Raw genomic sequence first — 20,240 nt, forward strand, 5'->3', positions numbered from 1 at the left:
CCATTCGAAAGAAGTAAACCCCCTTGAAGACGACGAGGTAGATAGGGCAGGGGTGGAAGTGCAGTAATGCACGGAGCTGACTGTTACTAATAGGGTGAGGGCTTGACCAACAATCGCAAGGTTGAAAGAATGATTCCGTTAGGATGTAGCATGTATGTAGTTTTGAAGGTACAGAGATTAAGACGGTAGCCGGTTGGTTATCGTTTTTTTTATTTGCTGAAACTATACTGCTGTGTTATCATGTTTATATAAAAAATATCCGTTTAGGAAGGGCATATGGGAAATCCTAATATTCCAGTAGGTATCTCTGATTTTAAAGAGATACGTGAGAATAATAACTATTATATTGATAAAAGTGGTTTCATTTTTGCTGGAAAGCGAAGAGATTGATGAAGAAGATCGTAAGCGTTTTAAACTTCTGAAATCTGGTGAGGGAAGCAAAATTTTGGTTATCAGATTTCTTAGTCTGCTTATGCGTCTGCTCGAGAATTATTACCATAAGCAGGTGATTTTGCTTATAGATGAATATGACGTTCCTATAGCAAAAGCCAGCAGCAAAGGATATTACCAGCAAATGCGGAAATAAGAGAAATTTTTGAAACTACGGTAATGAAATGGTTTGCTGACAGCCAGATCTTGTGATTATTGATAAAGCCAATGGCAAGGTAGCGATTTTCGAAGTAAAATATTCGCAAAGCATGAAACAGTTAAATAAAGATTGTGATAAAGCATTGGCGCAGATGAAAGAGAGAAAGTATGCAGAGGATTACAAGTGCAGGTATAAAGATATCTTTTGCTATGGAATTGCATTTTATAAAAAGGAATGTCTGGTGAAAATGCTGGAGTCTTAGAAAGGGTTATTTTACAGTTTTTTTCTTATAATCTTTTATAATAGAAAAATAAGACGCTTAAGTGTGTTTATAAAATCATGTAGAGGAAAAGAATATGAAAAAAATCAAAATTTTAGGGACTGCTGTTATGGCATGTGCGATTTTACAATTGGTATTTTCACAGGAAATTATGGCAGAAACAGTGACTGATCATGATAAAGCAAACATGGCGGAATCAACTGAGAATGCTAACTGGCGTACCGGAATCATCGAGGACCAGACCTTCCAGACTACTTTCTCCGAGTATGACGGCGACACCTGGTTTGCATCCTATGCGCCAATCGACGGGGAAAAGGATGTTACGTTTAAGATCATCCAGAACGACCAGGTGGTGGAAATGCTGGACAGCCTTGCGACACCGCCAGTCCTGGAGAATGACTTCACCAGTCTGGATGCAGTAAGCTTTACCGATTATAATGGAGATGGAGATACGGATATTCTGGTGGTTAAGACCTTTGGTGACACAGCAGTTCCGGTGATTTACGAGGGAACCCCGGAGAAGGAGAAGAAATTTACGCTGCGAACCGGCTTATCCGTCCGCGCAGCAGCTCATGCGCAGACCATGACCATTTCCGGAATACTGGATTATCTGAAAACTGTAGAAAATGAGCAGTGGAGTGCCGTGGACGCACTTCCGGACGGAACTCCTTCAGATTTTATTTTTTCCAGCGGTGCAGGTGCATGGAGTACTTCTCTTACTTTAAATAAAGATGGAAGCTTTAGTGGATCCTTTTCCGATAGCGACATGACAGGTGGGGATGGATATAGCTACACCGTTTATTGCAATGATTTTACAGGAAGCTTTACGAATCTGAAAAAGCTGAATGACCATGTATATTCTATGGAACTGGCCGATATTCAGACCAGCCAGGAAAGTGGAACCCAGGAAATAGTGGATGATTGTCTGAAAGTATATTCAGAGCCTTATGGCCTGGTACCAGGATCGGAGTTTTATCTGTATGTACCAGAGGTAACGAAATCAGACCTTCCCATTGAATTGCCGGAAGGATGGAGCATGATTACATACAGTGACCAGAACCCGGAGTTCTTGACCAGTTATGTACTTTATAATATAGAAGGAGATGCTCCATTTGCAGGATATCAGGAAAAACAATCGTGAATATACCGTAATCTGAACAGTTACATTTGAAAATAAGATTTTTGGGCAAAAAGCAGATAAAAAGTGAATGAAAAACCAAACGAAAAAGTAAACAGAAAAATGAAATACAAACGAAAAATACTCCAGCTCGAAATTGGCTGGGGTATTTTTTTATCCGGAACGTTCTGCGAGGTATCTCTGAACACCCACAAGATTCATGACAGATATGAATAAAAAAACACTTTAGTGCATAAAAAACGCAAGTTTGTGCACAAAAATAGCAAAGTCCCTCACCCTGGTTGTTCTGAAAAAATGGTTATGATAGTATAAATTCAGCTACAGTTATTGGTACTTTTTAACAATAAAAGATGGGATCCGTTAGATGGATTTCTATATAAAATCTGCTTGGGCTTGAATAAATACAAAATATAGGACACAGGGAGGGCGTGCAATATGGCATTGGCAATTACCCTACGATATAAAGACCGTGAATATTATAACCTGATTTCCAATGGGGAAGAGCTGACCTATGGAAGTCATAAGAAGGACAACGTCCAGATTCCAGACGCGAAAGAGCACCTTATGATGTTAAGAGGAAGCTCAGATGAGGTACAGATTGGGGTAGAACTACCCCTTCGCACGGCGAAGTCTGTTTTGGAATGTAACCAGATTGCTATGCTGTGCAGGGAACCAGTCGTGAGTCTGTATGTGTCGAAAGCAACAGGAAAATTATCCAAATCAGTGGAACTTCCCTATAATGGAAGAATTACAGTGGGAAGGGAAAAGGACAACGATATTATCCTGACCTATCCCATTATCTCCAGACATCATTTTCAGTTTTTTGTGGAAGCGGGTTCTGTACACGTAGAGGATCTTGGAAGCACCCATGGATTATATCTAAATGGCAGGCGCATTTCCAAGGCACTTATGAAATCAGGAGATGTGCTTTCTATTTTTACATTTCGTTTTATTTTACAGAATGGAACTCTTTATTTCGAAAATATAGGAAGTTCGATTCATATTTCAAGCCGCATTGCCCAGATGGACAGGCCACCGGGCGCTGAAGAAGTGAAAATGTCCAACCCAGAAGGGAAGAAAGTATATCAGGAAAGGCAACGAGTACACCTTGAAGGTCAACGAGTACACCAGGAAGCACAAAGAGTCTACCAAAAAGCACCTGGAGTACAAAGAGTGAACCCAGACCCGCAAAAAGTCCGCTCAGATTCCGGCCGAGCTTCTGTTAATGACGCTCTCTATCCAAGATATCAGCTTTCTCCCAGAATACGGGAACAGCTTCCCAGTGAACCCATTATTTTGTCCGGGGCTCCTGGAAAAGGTGGTTCTATGGGAGGGAGAAGAAATAATCTCGCTTACTTGATCAGTTCGGGAGCAATGATGGCAGCCAGCCTTGCTTCAGGCATGCTTTCACCTGCAGCCCTGCTTATGCGCGCGGTGGGACTGATTTCCCCGCTTGCCAATATGGCTATGTACAATAAGATGAGCAAGGAAGAGCAGAAAGCCCTGGAAGAATATGAAAAAATGCGCCAGGAGCGCTACCAGGCCTACATTGATTCCCAGAAAGCAAGGATTTCCAAGGTTGCGGATGTACAAAGAAGAATTATCACCGCAGAGAATCCCAAACCTGCCGATTGCATGGAAAGTGTAAAAAAATTGAAACGAAACCTTTGGGAAAGGATGCCCACAGATTCCGATTTTCTTACCCTGCGCCTTGGAATGGGAAAAGATAAGCTCTGCGTAGAGGTAAAAAGCCGGGCCAATACCGACGGGTTTACCATGGTGGATGACGAACTGGAAGAGCTGGCAGGTCAGATCATAGAGGAAACCAGATATGTGGACAATGTCCCGGTGAGGGTTTCCTTATTGAGAAACCAGACCATAGGAATGGTGGGAAGCAAAGAAGCAACCTACCATGAACTTCGCAGTCTCTTAGTAGAACTTGCCAGTGAGCACAGCTATAAGGATGTACGGATTATCGGTTTATTTGAGTCAGAGTCCCGTAAATACTGGGGCGTACTCAGATGGCTGCCCCATATCTGGGATGAAAGCGGCCAGGCAAGGTTTCTTGCTTTTGATGAAAAAAGCAGGCATGTTGTCTGCGAGCTGATAGGAGATGTAATTCGCCAGAGGAATAAGGAAGCCCGCAGCGAAATGGGGAAAAAAGGAACGCCCCCATTGCCGCACTTTGTTATTCTGGCAGAAAACGAGCAGATTTTGCAGGAAGAGATGCTGTATGACCAGCTGATTTCCAACAATCCGGCATATGGAATCACAACCATCATTTTATCCCAGGATCTGTATAATCAGCCCCAGACCTGTCAGTATATCATAGATCTTACCAGTAAGCCTTATGCCTATGAACGGGAAAGATATGACGAACGGGTTTATTTTACACGGGATGAGACGGTGCATCAGGTACAGCTGGAGGCATTTTCCAGGCAGATGGCGGCAATTGAATTAAAGGAAAAGAAATCCGAGGCGTCCCTGCCTGGATCCATTACCTTTCTGGAGGGGTTCCGGGTACAGGTCGTGGAACAGCTGGAAGTTCTCAAACGCTGGGAAAGAAGCGAACCGCACCAGACCCTTTCCACGCCTCTTGGCATCATGGCAGGTGGAAAAACGTTCTGCCTGAATATTCTGGATGGGGACAATGCACATGGTCCTCATGGACTTCTGGCAGGTACCACCGGATCTGGTAAAAGTGAGCTGCTTCAGACCTGGATCCTTTCCATGGCTGTGAATTACCATCCCCATGATGTGAATTTTGTTATTATCGATTATAAAGGCGGCGGAATGTCTGATCTTCTGGAGCCCCTTCCACATGTGGTGGGAAAAATAACCAATATTGACCGGAATATTTTCAGATCCCTGGTTTCTCTGGAAAGCGAGATGAAACGTCGTGAGAGCCTGTTTTCCCAGGCTGGTGTGAAGAACATCAGCCAGTACCGGAAAGCGTACCGGAAAGGGGAAGTGAAGATCCGTCTTCCCCATCTGATCATTGTGACAGACGAATTTGCAGAGCTGAAAAAAGAACAGCCGGAATTCCTGACAAAATTAAATTCTTTTGCAACAGTAGGCCGTTCCCTGGGAATCCATCTGTTTCTCGCTACCCAGAAGCCGGCAGGTGTGGTCACAGACCAGATCAGCGCCAACTCCCGTTTCCGTATCTGTATGAAAGTACAGGATGTGGCAGACAGCCGGGAAATGCTGAAAAGACCAGATGCAGCCAGGATCACGCAGGCTGGACGTGCTTATGTACGTGTTGGCGAAGACGAGCTTTTTGAGCTTTTCCAGTCTTATTACAGCTCCGCAGAATATACAGGAAAAGCAGAGCACAAAGGGAAAAAGGAAAACCAGGTCCGGATTGTAAGTGTGACAGGCAGCCGGATCAATCCACTTCCAAAGAAGAAAAAGAAAGACAGTGAAGTGGATGAATTGACTGCAATTATCGGATATATCAATAAAGTATGTAAAGAACAGAAAATTGAAAAAATGGCAGGCCCCTGGCTTCCAGAGCTTCCTACCTGGCTGCCGCTGGAAGAGTTGGGCCTTACAGATATTTTCGACGGAGATAAATGGCCGGTACGAAGAAACGAGCTTGTGGTTCCTGTTGGAAAATACGATATGCCGCAGATTCAGGCACAGGGCGTGCAGGTATTGGATCTTTCCGGGCAGGGGCATTTTGGTATTTTTGGAACTCCGGCTACCGGAAAAACATTTTTCCTGAAAACCATGCTGGTGAGTATGGGACTTCTCTATACACCAAAGGATGTTTCCATTACCATTTTTGATGCAGGAAGCTTAAGCCTTCCTGAATTTGCAGGTATGCCACATGTGAAGGAAGTAATCACCAGCCAGTCTGAGGAAGGGCAGATCAAAAAAGCAGCGGCAAGGCTTCTTGGTGAAATTGCATCAAGAAGAGTAGCGTTTAACAAGCATGCAGTCAACTCCCTTGGCGCTTACCGGGAAAGTGTTGCGCCGGATACCCCGGCAATCGTTGTCCTTGTGGATCATATAAAAGGCTGGTTTGATATCAGTCCGGAGGTAATGGCCTGCCTGGAGGAAATTGCAGCAAACGGTATGACTTATGGAATTTATCTGGTATTTACCGCAACCTCTACTTTAGGACTGAGCATGAAATTCCTGCAGCTGATCAAGGGAACCATAGCCCTGCGTCTTGCTGACAAAGGAGATTACCGCAGTTATGTGGGCGCCATGGATGGAATCAGCATGCCGGTAACAGCCGGTCAGGCAATTCTGGCAGGAAATCCGCCGGTGGCTTTCCAGATCGCAGTGTATGAAAATGCCCAGAATGACCAGGAACGGCATAAACGGATAGTAGAGCTTACGAAGAAGATGGCGGATGCCTGGGAAAATATTAAGAAAAATGGAATGGCAAAGGAATTTCCCGAGGATGATGGACAAGGACCAAAATTTGGAGGCTTTTCTGGAAAAACAGGATTAGAATTCGGAAACGATTACGAAAAAGCAGGTTGGAAATCAGAAAGTGTCCGTGGGCAGGCAAGTCCCGACATGGGAGTAAAGGGCCAATACCAGGAAAATGGCGGGAATAGCACTTATCAGGCTATGGAAAATGACCGGAAAGGTGCTGCCAGGGAAAACGGATATGAGAAAGCGGACGGTGGACAGGGAAAAATGGGAGATTACTCCAGTAAGTATAACGAACGCAGCCGTATTCCAGCCGGAATTTATGCAGATGACCTGGAGCCTGCATATTTTGACTTCTCAGAGGAAGCCATTCTTTTATTGGCTTCCGAAGATCAGAATACAGGTAGTGTATTTTTGAATCACCTGGAGCAGCTGCTGAAGCAAAAGAATGATAATCAGATCCTCCGGATAAAGAAAAGTGAATCAGCAGGCGTGGAAGGTGCAAATGGTGGAGAACCTGTCACGCAGCTGGCAAGTCTTGTGGAAAACCTTCAGAGCCGACTGAAAAACCGGAACAGCCACAAAAAAGAGGCCGGTTTTGACCAGGAGAAATGGCTGCAATCCTATCAGCAGATCTGTGTTCTGATTGAAAATCTCCCTGAACTGGCGAAAGGATTTTCCCCAGATGAGAACAAACAGCTGCGGAAAGTTCTGGCGAAATCAAAAGAGCTGGGAATTATTCTGATTGCCGGAATCACGAAAGAGCAGTGTGAAGATCCTGAAAAAATAGATATTGTTACGAAAGCTGCAATAGAAGCGGAAAATGTGGCAGTTCTAAACGGAAATCCCATTGAGTACCATGCTTTTTCCTGCAAAGAATATCTGCCACAGATGGATGCAGACCTGGATGAGGAAGAGATTGCAGTTGTCCATAAGGGCAAAGTCAGATTGATCCGGTGGGAGTAAAAAATAAAAGTGAAAGCCTTTTTAAACACACTCTAGGAAGGAGAGGAAAATGCGACCATTTATCATTGTCTCAGTGCAGGATGAAGTAGGAAAGTTTTCTTATGATATGGAGATTCCCACAGATATTCCTGTGACCCAGGTGACCGCGAATATCGCAGAGGTGCTGAATTATTACCATAAAAAAGAGGTGATGCCAATGACCGGGTGCCGCCTTTTGAATAAACGTACAGGAAAAATAATTTCCCCGGACTCTACCTTCGCAAAAGAAGGAATCTGGCAGGGTGATATTGTTCAGATAAAGAGATAGGGGAGAGGCTGAATAATTACAATACTTAATTATATGAGGAGGAAAGGAATGAGCATGAGCGAAGAACTGAAATTAACACCCGTAGAGCTTTTTTTCTGCGGAAAGCTGCTAAATGCAAAATACATTGATTACGACTATTTTGCCGCAATGCCGGATATCCAGATCAACCACGATCTCCGTGAACAGGAAGCTTTGGAGAAGCTGGAAGAAGACGGTGTGGTAGAGATGGACTTTTATGACAATGCGGAATTTGATGAGGATGCGAAGGAACTTCTTTTGCCGGTATTCTTCGGGGAGACAGAAAGCCGTATGGAAATAAAAAACGGACCGGTTTTCCGTTTTCATATCTATCAGGGAAAAATGATTATGACAACCCTGGAGGACAACGAAATCAGCTTAAGAGAGATCACAAAAGATTCCCAGTTGAACGAACTTTGGGAAAAAGATGAAATTGAGGAGATCGTGATTTCCTGTGCGAATGTACACACTGGACAGAAAAATGGATTTTTTACAAAGGAACAGCTGATGGACAGCAGTTCCAGAAAATTAGCGATTTCATTATTGAAGGGAGAGGCTTAATATGACCAACGACCAGGGACAGATTACCATTGATGAGGCAGCGGCAAATGCAGATATCCAGAAAATCAGATCTGCCATTGCCAAGCTTCAGGAGGCACAGAACAGTATGAAAATGCTTAAGGCAAATGCAGAAACCATGACTGGAATGACGGGAAGCGCTATTGCAGACAAAAGCCAGAGCCTGTCAAGGCAGGTGGATGATCTGATCACGAATCTGAATCAGGCAGCACAGTTGATCAGTAAAACAGTGGCAAAATATAAAGAACAGGACGCAGGTCTTGCAGGCCAGATCCGTGGATTTCTCTAAACATTAAAAAATCAGCCCATTTGTAAGAAATAGGTTGTTTTTGAGGGGCCAGATAGAGTGATTTAGGAGCATGCTTTAAATTGAATTGACAATTAGGATTTTCATATTAGATCAAAAAAGGGGGAAGTGGACATGGCAATTAAAATCGATTACGACGGTCTGACACAACAGGCCGCTACCTTAAAAAATCTTTCCGCAGCATATGAAGCTTTGGTAGGGCGGATGAGCAATCTTTCCAGCCAGATGACAGCCGGATGGGAGGGAAATGCCAGCAAAGCATTTCTGGAGCTGATGGAGAAATACATCCAGCAGGGAAAATCCCTGAAAGAGATTCTGGATCTGATGCAGAGCTATGCAGGGGATGCAGTAAATACATTCCAGAGTGTGGATCAGGAATGTGCAAATATGATAAATAATTCGTTCTAAGTTACAGAAATTGAATAAGTCGGATAATGCAAAACGATTATAGGGAGGACCAAAATGGCTTTTTTAAATGTAGATACGGACCTGCTCAGAAGCTCAGTTTCTGTAGCAGAAAGAACCAACGACCTGATCTCAGATGCAGCTACTTTACTGAATCAGGTGGTAGTACATAATGACTGGGTATGCAGTGAGCGTAACCAGATCAACAGCTATACCATAGAGAACCGTGAAACCGCACAGAAGATTGAGGGATATGCGTCTTCCTTTTATAGCGCAGTCAAAAATGCCTCCGCCCGTTTCGATGCCGCAGAGCAGGAAATGCGTCAGAGAACCAATACTGTGGATGAACCAATTGGCAGGATCACAAATGTGGTGCCAGGTGCCATACAGGAGGTAACCCAAGGAGTTACAGGTGCAACGCCAATCTGTATGTCAGCTTTTTCTGGACTTGCGAAGGGAGTGGAAAAATAAATTATGGCAGACATTAAATTAACGCCTGAAGAGCTGATGGCCCAGGCACAGGAAATGACATCCCTTCAGGGTGAGTTTGAATCCTTATTTGGCCAGGTATCCACTGCATTGGAGGGGATGAATGACAGCTGGAGCGAAAATCTGGCAAGTAATTTTGCCGGAAAGATCACTGCAGCCCAGAAAACCTTTACAAGTGTGACCAATATGCTGGGAAATGGTGCACTTGTAGCAAGCAAAAGTGCATCTACTTTCAGTGAACCGGAGAATCTTTTGGGAATTCTGGCAACTGCAGGCGGAGGCCTTGCCGGGGCAATACCGGATTCCCTGAAAAAGCTGTTTGAAAAGGATGGAATTAAGCTGAAAAGTAACTCTTCAATTCTTACAGACAAGGAAAAGCAGGATGTGATCAATATGCTTCCCCCGGAAATGAGAGATGCGGCATCCCAGTCTAAGAATTTTACTAAGTGGCTGTCAAGTAATTATGACAATCTGCCGGATTCCTGCAAAAAGGAAATAGAGTCCTCATTTTCTTCAGACGAAAAAACGCTTATTTCCATTACAAAGGATGTACTTACAGGAGAAGCGGATATGGACACCCTGGAAAAAGGTGCTGCCTATGTGACGAAATCCGGTATAAAGGGAAATGTCATCCGGTCGGCAGTTGAGGCAGGCTATAATGCCAGGGATAATGCATACTTTAACCAGGCTTATGCAAATGCAGAGAATGAAGCCGCTGCGGCAATGAAAAAAGGTGATGTGGGTGGAACCATTCTGGGAGCTACGAAAATGATAGGCGCGGAGACTGGCAGATTTGCTTATGCGTTTGGAGATACCCTGACCAATATGGCTGGTTATGCCATTAAAAGTGGCGGGGCGAAGGCTGTAAAAACGGTTAGTTCAATGTCAAGCCTGATTACAAATGTGCCGGTTGCAGGTGAGGCAATCCAGAGTGGAGTCCAGGCAGCTGGAAATTTCTTTGATAATGTGGGAAATCTGTTCCTGAATGCGATGTAGGTTATAGTGGAGAAGAGAAAAAATGGAAAATAGAACATTACGGGTTGGTTCTTTAGTTAAATATGGAAATGGAAAAGCCATGGTAATTGGATGCACCTTTGAAGAAGCTGCCAATAAAATGGTGAAAAAGTATCTGGTAGTTCCATACCCTGCAGGGTATACCGGAAAAGATAGTCTTCATGTAATAGAGGCAAAAAATGTGGAGCCTTTTTTTGAAGGCTATCATGGCGCCCTCGCAGGGGCATATACCAAATATATGGATATGCTGGAAATCGCGGCAAATATGACAGATGCAGCTGGTTTCCAAAGAGAAATGGAAAATGCACAAAAAGAACTGGAAAAAGAAATAGAAAGAAACCTGGCAGCTGGTGCAGGAGGTAAAGCTTAATGGAAAAATTATATCCGATCGGAACGGTGGTTAAATTCAATGAAAATCCTCTGGAATATACCATTACAGGTTATTTTCCACAGAATAAGGAAACAGGAGAGGTATTTACTTATATGGCAGTAAATGCGTCATTTGGAATTACCACAGGCCCAGGTGCGATTCTGTTCAATGCAGAGCAGATTGGAAAAGTTATATTCGAGGGCTATAGAGACGAAAAAGCGGATCAGTTTCTTGAAAAACTGGAAAAGGTTCCGGCTATTCTTGCAAACTCTGACCACGCCGGGACAGGAGAATAGAACAGGAGAATCGTATGGGGCTTGGAGATATGTTTGGAAGTTTTGGAGATAGACTTGGAGGCCTTGGAGAGAAGCTTGGTGGTCTTGGAGGAATCCGGGAATCTTCAGAAGAACAACCTACAGGAATTATAATTGCCTGTGGCTGTAATCAGGGATTGAAGCGGAAAAACAATGAGGATAATTTCTATTTCGATGGAAAATACATGCAAAGTGACAACCACGGCCTGGATGAAATCTTAACAGCCAGGAAGGAACTGGACGAGGATGGACTTTTCGTTGTTTTTGATGGAATGGGTGGAATGGATTATGGGGAAGTAGCCTCTTATACAGCTGCCAAGGTAACCAAGGAATTTCTGGCAGTGGAAGAAAACGTGAACCCCTGTGATATCACGCCATCCCTTATGGAACTGTGCCAGCGGCTGAATACCAGTGTGTTTCAGGCCGGGGCAGACAGAGGCTCAGACCGGGTAGGTTCTACTCTGGTGGGGCTGTATTTTCATGCAGGTCAGGTATGGCTCTGCAACCTGGGCGACAGTCCGGCTTATCTTATAAGAGATGGAAAAATGATGTTGATTTCCAAGGAGCACACAGATGCCTGGTATGTGAAAGAGCAGGGCCTGAACCGGAAGCCCTGGCTGACCCAGTACCTGGGAGTAGATCCCCAGTCAATGCGCATCGAACCTTATATAAAAAGCAGATATATAAAGTCTGGTGACTGTTATCTGGTATGCAGCGACGGCGTTACCGATATGGTAAGTGAGCAGGAAATCTGTAACATTCTGACAGGGGAAAAAGATCCTGCCAGGTGTGTGCAGAAACTGATAGAGGCTGCGCTTGCAGGGGGCGGCGTGGATAATATTACAGCGATTGTGTGTAAAGTCAGGTAGGAAATGTCATTCGGGAATTTTGCGGAAAACGGACGTTAATATACTTTGAAATAAGGAGAAAAAAGTGGATAGCAGTACAAATATTTTAATTCCCTGGCCCAATTGGAAAGTGGTAAAAAAGTTGGGACAGGGCGGTTTTGGAAGCGTTTATGAGATCGAAAGAGATCTGGCAGGAATGAAAGAGAAGGCTGCTCTTAAGATCATTTCCAGACCAACGGAAGAGGAACTGGAGAGAGATTACAACAATGGTTACACGGAGCAGACTGTTTCCCGAAAATATACAGACCTTCTGGAAAAATGCGTCGGTGAGTATAAAATGCTGATGGCAATGAAGGGACAGACCAATATTGTCAGCTGTGATGATATTGCAGTGGAACGGCACAAAGACGGAATTGGCTGGGATATTTACATCCGTATGGAGCTTCTGACTCCCCTTAATAAGCGCATTCGGAATGAAATGCTGTCAGAGAAGGAAGTAATCAAGGTAGGAAAAGATATCTGCAAGGCTTTAATGCTTTGTGAGGAAAGAAATATTGTACACCGTGACATCAAACCGGACAATATTATGATCTCCCAGTTTGGAGACTATGAATTGGGAGATTTCGGCCAGGCGAAGATCATGGATCATACGACCATGGGCACGGCAACCGGAACTCCCGGATTTTGGGCACCGGAGGTAATGAACTTCCAAAAATATGGCAAAGAGGCAGATATCTATTCTCTTGGCATGGTGTTGTACATTCTTTTAAATAATAAGAAAATGCCTTTTGTTGGTGCAGATCAGGTTCCAGTTGTGGATGACGTGATGAATGCTATTTCAAGACGCTATCACGGTGCAAAAATTCCAGAGCCCAAATATGGAAGTCCTGCTTTAAAGAAAGTTGTATTAAAAGCCTGCGAGTTCAAAGCTGAAAATCGTTATCATAGTGCAAAGATGATGTATAAAGCACTGGAAATTGCGGAACGTGGTGGAAATCCAGATACAGAAAGCGGAGTTTACAGTGAAAACAGAACCAGCAGCGGAAGCAGAAGCTATGGTGAAAGCAGAACCAGTGGCGGAAGCAGAACCAGTGGTGGAAATAGAACATACGGAGGAAGCAGTAGTTACAGCCAGGGTACGTCAGGTTCCCGAAGCATGAACAACAATTGGGATGCATCAGGAAGCCAGAGCACAGGCAGCAGTTGGGGGGCTTCCAGAGACCAGACTTCCTTTGGTACGAATGGATGGCAGGATACGAAAGGCACAATAGGAAACGCTGGTGCGTCGAAGTCTGCTGGCTCATACTCTGCAGGCAGCAGTAAAGGGAAAGAGAACCAATACAATCAAAAAACAGTAGGCGCAGACTCAGCCTCCAAACAGAAAACGCCAAAAAAAGAAGAGAAAACAACAGTGGAAAAGACGGTTGCCCAGGCTCCGAAAGAGGAAAGCACGAAAAAGGAAAGGGAACTTTCAATTTTTGGAACTATCTGGATGGCGGTTGCAGTGATTGCGATTGGATGGTGTATGTACACATTTGGCCAATACAGATTTGAAACTGCCGGCTGGTATATGACAATCGCTGGTTTAGCTGGTGAAATTGTATTTTTTAGTTATAGTGTTTTTAGAAGTGATAAAACTGCAGAATTTGCTATGTTTATTTATATCTGGAAATTCGCAGCTGATGTGATTGCAGATATAATGATATTGGCCTTGGTGTTTGAAGCGTGGGAAAACATTCCGGATATTGCGTTAGTTGCAGGCTGCTTTGCTGTATTTATATGGCCTGTCTATGTAATGAAAAAGAGTTTTAACGTGTGAAGGTTCACGAAAGAATAAAGCATAAAAGGATCATGCATAAAAGAATTATAACAAGGTTGCTATAAATCGCAGTCCTGTAATCACATCTATATAGGAGGAAAAGGAAAGTATGAAAAAATTACTTGTAGCATCTATTCTTGCGGGCACAATGCTTCTGGGCAGTACAAGCCTGGTAAGCGCAGAGCACATTTTCCGCAATCTGGGAGAACCGGTGTATCAAAGCGCTGCCACTGAATTTTCCGGCGGAGACGGAAGCGAAGAGTCTCCTTATGAAATCAGCTCTGCACAGGAATTACAGCTTCTGTCCGACCTTTTAGGAAACCCGGATGACCGTACTACAGAATATGGACAGAAAAATTACATCCTTACCGCAGATATCAGCCTGAATGATGTTTCTTCATATGAAAGCTGGAAGGAAAAACGTCCGGAATACGACTGGCGTCCCATTGGCCGGGAGTGCAATTTCACGGGAGTATTTGACGGAAATGGCCATACGATCAGTGGTCTATACATAAATGCGGAAAAAACAGAGGACGATGGAAAGAACACGGAATATGGCCTGTTTGCCAATTCCTTTGGAACCATTAAGAATCTGAGTGTGGAAAATGCTTATGTGGAAGTTTCGGGGTATCCTGTTGATATCGGAATCCTTGCAGGAGGTCTGTCAAAGGAAGGAAATGTAACTGACTGTACGATAAATGGAACTGTGAATGGATATGACGGGCATTGCGGTGGAGTGGTCGGAAACGCTTCAGATTGTGGCATAACGAACTGTGAATTTAACGGGACGGTGACCGCTGCTGGAAAAGAAAGCCAGGTAACTTTGGGAGGAATCGCCGGTTATTATATGAGCAGCGAGGGATATGATTACTCCTTTAACGAAGAATTGGATTATGGTTCTTTCGTAATCCAGGCTTGTGTGAACAAGGGAACCATAAGCCTGGAAGATGCAGCCTCTATTAATTCTCATGTGGGAGGAATTGTAGGAAGCGGAGATGGAAATATCATAAACTGTGTCAATGAAGGTACGGTGGAAGGAAGCGATGAAGATAAATCCGGAAGTGCAAATGCAGGAGGAATTATAGGATATTTGTCAGGAAATAATATCAGCAGTTGTACCAATAAGGGAAGCGTTACCTGTCAGGGCGGTAATGCCGGAGGAATTGCAGGAGTGGCACATGTGATGGACAGCCGTTTCCAGGTGGAAATCAGTGATTGTGTAAATGAAGGAATGGTGTCTGCACCTGGATATTACTATGCCGGAATCGTTGGTGACACATATGTAAACGGAAAAGACGGTGTGCTGACAATCTCAGGATGTACCAACCAGCAGGATTTCACAGAAGGAGAAGGGGCTGGTATCGTTCATCATGCATCTCTTTCAAACAATGGAAATATGGTACTTAAGGATGATGTGAATTACGGTGCCATTTCCACAGAGGGACAGGATGCGGCCGGAATTCTTGCTTATGTAACAAACATGGGGGCAAACTGGAATCTTACAGTAGAACGCTGTGTGAATACAGGAGATATCCAGTCTTCTCTCCATGCCGGTGGAATTGTCTGCTTTACATATTTCCCTGCAACCCAGGATCAGAACACCACATTTACAGTTACAGATTGCGAAAACAGCGGAAACCTTTCTACTTCCGAGATCAATGGCTACATAGGTGGAATCGTAGCTGCCGATGGCCTGATGCTTACCAGAACCCAGATCACAGGCTGTAAGAATTCCGGAGATATTACTTTCGAGGGAAATCTGACAGTTGGAAAAGATGAGAAAGAAACTGTGGAGAATAAAAATGCATTCACTTTATCCGTCACAGGAGGCGGTATTGTAGGCCGGGTAGGACAGTCACTTTTACTTAGCACAGACGCCGATAAGCCGGATAAATCAATGATCGGATTAGAAGATGCTCTTGTAACCATCTCCGATTGTGAAAGTACTGGAAATCTGACATCCCAGAAACCAGAAACAGGGGAGGGAGTATCAGAGGAATTTAAGGAAAAGTATGCAGATGTTCTCTGGAAGTCCAGTCTTGGCGGAATCCTTGGGGATTGTTCCTGCGTAGAAGGTTACAGTGTGAAAATTGAAAACTGTACCCATAATGCGGAGAATGAAATTGGAAATCCAGAATTGCAGTAAAAAGGTAATTCCCTACGAATTGCAGTAAAAGGTAAATTCCTATTGAAATAATAGGAATTAAACGCTATAATCTTCTGTATAGGGATTCTGCAAAGCGATTTACTGAAATAGCCATCTACGTCAGTATTGGAATATTGTTGGAAATGACTTTTGAGGTATTGGTAAGAAGGTTTGCAGAATCACAGAGCAGGAGGAATGAAGATGAGAATATCCACGAAGGGTAGATATGCAATAAAATTAATGCTTGATCTGGCGACTAATGACAATGGAGAGCCAATCAGGTTGAAGGATGTAGCGAAGAGACAGGAGATTTCCGAGAAATATCTGGAGCAGATCATTTCCGTGCTGAATAAAGCCGGATATGTGAAGAGCGTCCGCGGCCCGCAGGGAGGTTATTCCTTACAGCGCAGACCGGAAGAATACACCGTAGGTATGATTCTCAGACTGACAGAAGGCTGTCTGTCCCCTGTGGATTGTGTAGCATCAGACGGAGGCGGCTGTGAGAAAGGCGATGCCTGTGTTACCCGTATTCTCTGGAAGAAGATTGACGACGCCATCAATGAGGTAGTAGACAATATCACACTGGGAGATCTTCTGGACTGGCAGGCTGCGAGTGCGGATGATTATGTAATCTAAAGTATTGCTGGCAAAGGCTGAAATGATGATATCAGAGGTAATGATTGCATATATTTTTGCAGGCTTAGCAATTAAGAAACAGGACATTGCATGATGGGAAAACATGTAGTGTCTTGTTTTTTTGCATAAATTCTTTGAGTATACATTGCTATGACGAAAGTAAAAAGCCATCTTTTCGATCAGATCGGTATCAGTTTACAGTTGTGATGCCAAATTTGAATTACAATGTCCCTCAGGATGTCCCTCAGGATGTCCCTCGGAATGTCCCTCAGGATGTCCCTCGGAATGTCCCTCAGGATGTCCCTCAGGAAGATAGTTCTGCTCCGATAGATGTGCAGATTGTGAATATGATAAAAAAGGATAAGAAAATAAGTACAGATAAAATGGCAATGGTGTTAGGAATAAGCTCAAAGACTGTAAAGCGTCATATCAAAGAGCTGAAAATTATTCATTATGTTGGTCGAGGATCTAATGGTCACTGGGAGATTGCTGATAATATTGATTAGTTACAGAGTAGCTATAAGATTTAATGTGCTGAAAAATCTCGTTTCTAACCAGTTGTCGATAACCAGCGGTTTGGCAATCGACACCCAACACATTAAATAGCAACTATATGTCCGCGAATAAAATACAAGTGCACACATTATACAGAAAAAGTTCACAATTTATACAAAAAGTTCTTTACTTTACAACATTGATGTGCTATTCTATTAAAAGCAGGTGCAAGGACGTACAGCTAATGGAGTTCTTGCACCAATTTTAAAAAGAGGAGGAAATGATTATGAAAAAGTCAAAAGCAGTAATTTCCCTTTTGACAGCTTCCGCAATGACAGTTGGTCTTATGAGCACTGGAACTGTTGCATATGCAGCAGAAGAAAGCACCTCTGACCTGAATGTTATGCTGGAAACTCCGGTACAGTCCCTTGACCCACAGCAGGCTACTGATGGAACATCTTTTGAGGTAATCGCAGACTATACCGACGGTCTTATGCAGATGGATTCCGACGGACAGGCGATTCCGGCACTTGCAGAAAGCTATGATTTATCAGATGATGGACTTACCTATACTTTCCATCTTCGTGACGCACAGTGGAGCAACGGTGATCCTGTAACCGCTTCCGATTTCGTATTCGGATGGCAGAGAGCAGTTGACCCGGATGTAGCTTCTGAGTATGCTTACATGTTAAGCGATATCGGCCAGGTTGAGAATGCAGCAGAGATCATCGCCGGTGAGAAAGACAAATCCGAGCTTGGTGTTACAGCAGTTGACGACAAGACACTGGAAGTTAAGCTGAATGTTCCGGTATCCTACTTCCTGTCACTGATGTATTTCCCGACATTCTATCCTGTTAACGAAGCATTCTTTGAGTCCTGTGCAGATACCTTCGGTACCAGTCCTGAGACTACACTTTCCAATGGTGCATTCGTGCTTGATACATACGAGCCGGCTGCTACAGAGATTCATCTTACAAAGAACGCTGACTACTATGATGCAGACAATATTTCCCTTCCGGGACTTAACTATCAGGTTATCCAGGATTCCCAGCAGGCTCTTATGAGCTATCAGACAGGTGACCTTGACCTTACACTGGTAAATGGTGAGCAGGTTGACCAGGTTGCTGATGATCCGGAATTCATGACAATCGGTGCCGGATATCTGTGGTATGTAAGCCCTAATATCTCAGCTGTTCCAGAGCTTGCAAATTTAAATATCCGTCTTGCAATGACAATGGCAATCGATCGTGAAGCCATCACAACAGATGTACTGAAAGATGGTTCCCTTCCGACTTATACCGCAGTTCCGATGCAGTTCGCTGCAGGTCCTGACGGATCCGATTTCTCTGAAGACCAGACGAAATTCTCAGATGTATGCGCATATGACACTGAGAAAGCTGCTGATTACTGGGCAAAAGGTCTTGAGGAGCTTGGTGAGACAGAAATCGAGCTTGATATGATCGTTGACGCTGATGATGCACCACAGAAGGTTGCACAGGTTCTGAAAGAGCAGTGGGAGACAGCTCTTCCGGGATTAACTGTAAATCTTACTGTAGAGCCTAAGAAACAGCGTGTTGAGGATATGCAGAACGGAACCTTCGAGGTAGCTCTTACCCGTTGGGGACCAGACTACGCAGACCCGATGACATACCTTGGAATGTGGATTACAGATAACTCCAACAACTATGGTCTGTGGAGCAACGCAGATTATGACTCCATCATCGCAGAGTGCACAACTGGTGACCTTTGCACAGATGCTGAGGGACGTTGGGCTAGAATGTATGACGCAGAGAAACTTGTTATGGATGACGCTGTAATCTTCCCACTTTACACACAGGCAAATGCAGAGATGATGTCCAGCGCAGTAACAGGCGTTGACTTCCATCCATGCGCACTGAACCGTGTATACAAAAATGCAGTAAAATCTGAATAAGTTCTGATTGGTAACTGTGAAGCGAAAGCAGGAAGCGGTTACAGAATTGAATAACTTCAGCCGCACCAGGGTTTTACCCGGTGCGGCTTTTGAAGTAATAATTACTGTTTGCTGGCTGTCCAGTGACAGATCATACTGCCGTTGCTGCCTACAGAACGCACAACAACGTTGCCGTACACCAGAGGTACAGTAACAAAGCTGTAATATTGCTGTTCGTTCTGTGGATAGCAGCGGACGAATGTCCAAGGAGGAACTGTTGTGAAGAAGTATACGTTAAAACGAGTTTTGACTTCTTTCTTTACATTGCTGGTAATTCTGCTGGTGCTGTTTATCCTGATGCAGCTCATGCCGGGTTCCCCGTTCAATGATGAGAAGTTAAATGATGACCAGCGTGCTGCGCTGTATGTGAAATATGGTCTGGACCAACCGGTAGTTGTCCAGTTCGCAAATTATGCAAAGAACATGTTAAAAGGTGATCTTGGTGTCAGCTACAATATTTCCAAGAATACCCCCATTTCCCAGATGATTCAGACCAGACTTCCTATTTCTATTGGAATCGGAGGCCTTGCCGTTACCATTGGAGCCATAGTCGGGCTGCTTCTGGGACTATTGGCTGCATTGAAGCATAACACCATATGGGATTCGCTGGCCACGGTCATATCGGTTATCGGTGTGTCGGTGCCGTCCTATGTATTTGCCCTTGGGCTCAGCTACAGTCTTGGTTTCCGTCTCCAGTGGTTCCCAATGCTGTACAAAGCGAACAATGCAGGAATGTCCAGTGTGCTCCCAAGTATCGCCCTTTCCATGTTTACCATGGCATCCATCGCCCGTTTTACCCGAAGCGAGATGCTGGAGGTACTTGGCAGTGATTACATGCTTCTGGCAGAGAGTAAAGGTATTTCCGGATCTGCATTGATTTTCCGTCACGCACTTCGTAATGCCCTGATCCCGATCATCACTGTTCTGGCACCATTGATCGTAGACCTGATGACTGGTTCTCTGGTAGTAGAGAAAATTTTCGCTATCCCAGGTGTTGGAAGTCTTCTGGTCAATGCCATTCAGTCCAATGACTATAATGTAGTAATCGCTTTAAGCTTTATTTATTCCGCAATGTATATTGTAATCATGCTGGTTGTAGATATTCTCTATGGTGTGATCGACCCGAGAATCCGACTGGCAAAGAAAGGAGACTGACATC

The 20,240-nt window shown here is 44.1% G+C and carries 20 protein-coding genes and 1 rRNA gene; all 21 read left to right on the plus strand.

Translation table 11 applies throughout. The features are described 5' to 3' along the window. A 23S ribosomal RNA gene (locus ACTQWB_RS15270) occupies positions 1-110 on the plus strand; the annotation flags it as partial. Between the two features lie 166 nt (positions 111-276). After that, positions 277-390, plus strand: coding sequence for an AAA family ATPase (locus ACTQWB_RS15275; RefSeq protein ID WP_441502395.1), 114 nt, complete (start codon positions 277-279; stop codon positions 388-390). Continuing rightward, positions 368-586 (plus strand): AAA family ATPase, encoded by a 219-nt coding sequence (locus ACTQWB_RS15280; protein WP_441502394.1) that lies wholly within the window; start codon positions 368-370, stop codon positions 584-586. The genes ACTQWB_RS15275 and ACTQWB_RS15280 overlap by 23 nt, the downstream gene beginning before the upstream one ends. A 52-nt stretch (positions 587-638) precedes the next feature. Continuing rightward, positions 639-851 carry a PD-(D/E)XK nuclease domain-containing protein gene (locus ACTQWB_RS15285; protein WP_441502393.1) on the plus strand — a complete coding sequence of 71 codons (213 nt, stop codon included), beginning with the start codon at positions 639-641 and terminating at the stop codon, positions 849-851. A 94-nt stretch (positions 852-945) separates the two neighbouring features. After that, positions 946-2,010: a hypothetical protein gene (locus ACTQWB_RS15290; RefSeq protein ID WP_441502392.1), complete on the plus strand. Its 1,065-nt coding sequence runs from the start codon at positions 946-948 to the stop codon at positions 2,008-2,010. Positions 2,011-2,442: 432 nt separating this feature from the next. After that, positions 2,443-7,362, plus strand: a complete 4,920-nt coding sequence (gene essC, locus ACTQWB_RS15295; RefSeq protein WP_441502391.1) for a type VII secretion protein EssC — start codon at positions 2,443-2,445, stop codon at positions 7,360-7,362. A gap of 49 nt (positions 7,363-7,411) precedes the next feature. Continuing rightward, positions 7,412-7,669, plus strand: coding sequence for an EsaB/YukD family protein (locus tag ACTQWB_RS15300; RefSeq protein WP_441502390.1), 258 nt, complete (start codon positions 7,412-7,414; stop codon positions 7,667-7,669). Between the two features lie 48 nt (positions 7,670-7,717). After that, entirely contained in the window at positions 7,718-8,248 is a 531-nt protein-coding gene (locus tag ACTQWB_RS15305; RefSeq protein WP_441502389.1) for a hypothetical protein, read from the plus strand. A gap of 1 nt (position 8,249) precedes the next feature. Next, a complete protein-coding gene (locus ACTQWB_RS15310) occupies positions 8,250-8,555 on the plus strand; it encodes a hypothetical protein (RefSeq protein WP_441502388.1) in 306 nt (101 codons plus the stop codon). Between the two features lie 132 nt (positions 8,556-8,687). Continuing rightward, positions 8,688-8,981 (plus strand): WXG100 family type VII secretion target, encoded by a 294-nt coding sequence (locus ACTQWB_RS15315; RefSeq protein ID WP_294668801.1) that lies wholly within the window; start codon positions 8,688-8,690, stop codon positions 8,979-8,981. Positions 8,982-9,035: 54 nt separating this feature from the next. Continuing rightward, entirely contained in the window at positions 9,036-9,449 is a 414-nt protein-coding gene (locus ACTQWB_RS15320; protein ID WP_441502387.1) for a hypothetical protein, read from the plus strand. Positions 9,450-9,452: 3 nt separating this feature from the next. Then, positions 9,453-10,463, plus strand: a complete 1,011-nt coding sequence (locus ACTQWB_RS15325; RefSeq protein WP_441502386.1) for a WXG100 family type VII secretion target — start codon at positions 9,453-9,455, stop codon at positions 10,461-10,463. Positions 10,464-10,485: 22 nt separating this feature from the next. Then, positions 10,486-10,851: a DUF4176 domain-containing protein gene (locus tag ACTQWB_RS15330; RefSeq protein ID WP_441502385.1), complete on the plus strand. Its 366-nt coding sequence runs from the start codon at positions 10,486-10,488 to the stop codon at positions 10,849-10,851. Then, positions 10,851-11,147 (plus strand): DUF4176 domain-containing protein, encoded by a 297-nt coding sequence (locus tag ACTQWB_RS15335; RefSeq protein WP_441502384.1) that lies wholly within the window; start codon positions 10,851-10,853, stop codon positions 11,145-11,147. Before ACTQWB_RS15330 ends, ACTQWB_RS15335 begins: the two co-directional genes overlap by 1 nt. A 14-nt stretch (positions 11,148-11,161) precedes the next feature. Next, positions 11,162-12,034: a PP2C family protein-serine/threonine phosphatase gene (locus ACTQWB_RS15340; protein WP_441502383.1), complete on the plus strand. Its 873-nt coding sequence runs from the start codon at positions 11,162-11,164 to the stop codon at positions 12,032-12,034. A 64-nt stretch (positions 12,035-12,098) separates the two neighbouring features. After that, entirely contained in the window at positions 12,099-13,832 is a 1,734-nt protein-coding gene (locus ACTQWB_RS15345) for a protein kinase domain-containing protein (protein ID WP_441502382.1), read from the plus strand. Between the two features lie 109 nt (positions 13,833-13,941). Then, a complete protein-coding gene (locus ACTQWB_RS15350; RefSeq protein WP_441502381.1) occupies positions 13,942-15,978 on the plus strand; it encodes a hypothetical protein in 2,037 nt (678 codons plus the stop codon). Positions 15,979-16,179: 201 nt separating this feature from the next. Then, positions 16,180-16,614 (plus strand): RrF2 family transcriptional regulator, encoded by a 435-nt coding sequence (locus ACTQWB_RS15355; RefSeq protein ID WP_441502380.1) that lies wholly within the window; start codon positions 16,180-16,182, stop codon positions 16,612-16,614. 206 nt (positions 16,615-16,820) lie between these two features. After that, positions 16,821-17,120 (plus strand): winged helix-turn-helix domain-containing protein, encoded by a 300-nt coding sequence (locus tag ACTQWB_RS15360; RefSeq protein WP_441502379.1) that lies wholly within the window; start codon positions 16,821-16,823, stop codon positions 17,118-17,120. Positions 17,121-17,395: 275 nt separating this feature from the next. Next, positions 17,396-19,042: a peptide ABC transporter substrate-binding protein gene (locus ACTQWB_RS15365; RefSeq protein WP_441502378.1), complete on the plus strand. Its 1,647-nt coding sequence runs from the start codon at positions 17,396-17,398 to the stop codon at positions 19,040-19,042. A 258-nt stretch (positions 19,043-19,300) separates the two neighbouring features. Continuing rightward, positions 19,301-20,236, plus strand: coding sequence for an ABC transporter permease (locus ACTQWB_RS15370; protein WP_195587915.1), 936 nt, complete (start codon positions 19,301-19,303; stop codon positions 20,234-20,236). Positions 20,237-20,240: the final 4 nt, after the last annotated feature.

Source organism: Blautia sp. HCP3S3_H10_2 (assembly GCF_052122375.1).
GTDB lineage: Bacteria > Bacillota > Clostridia > Lachnospirales > Lachnospiraceae > Blautia_A.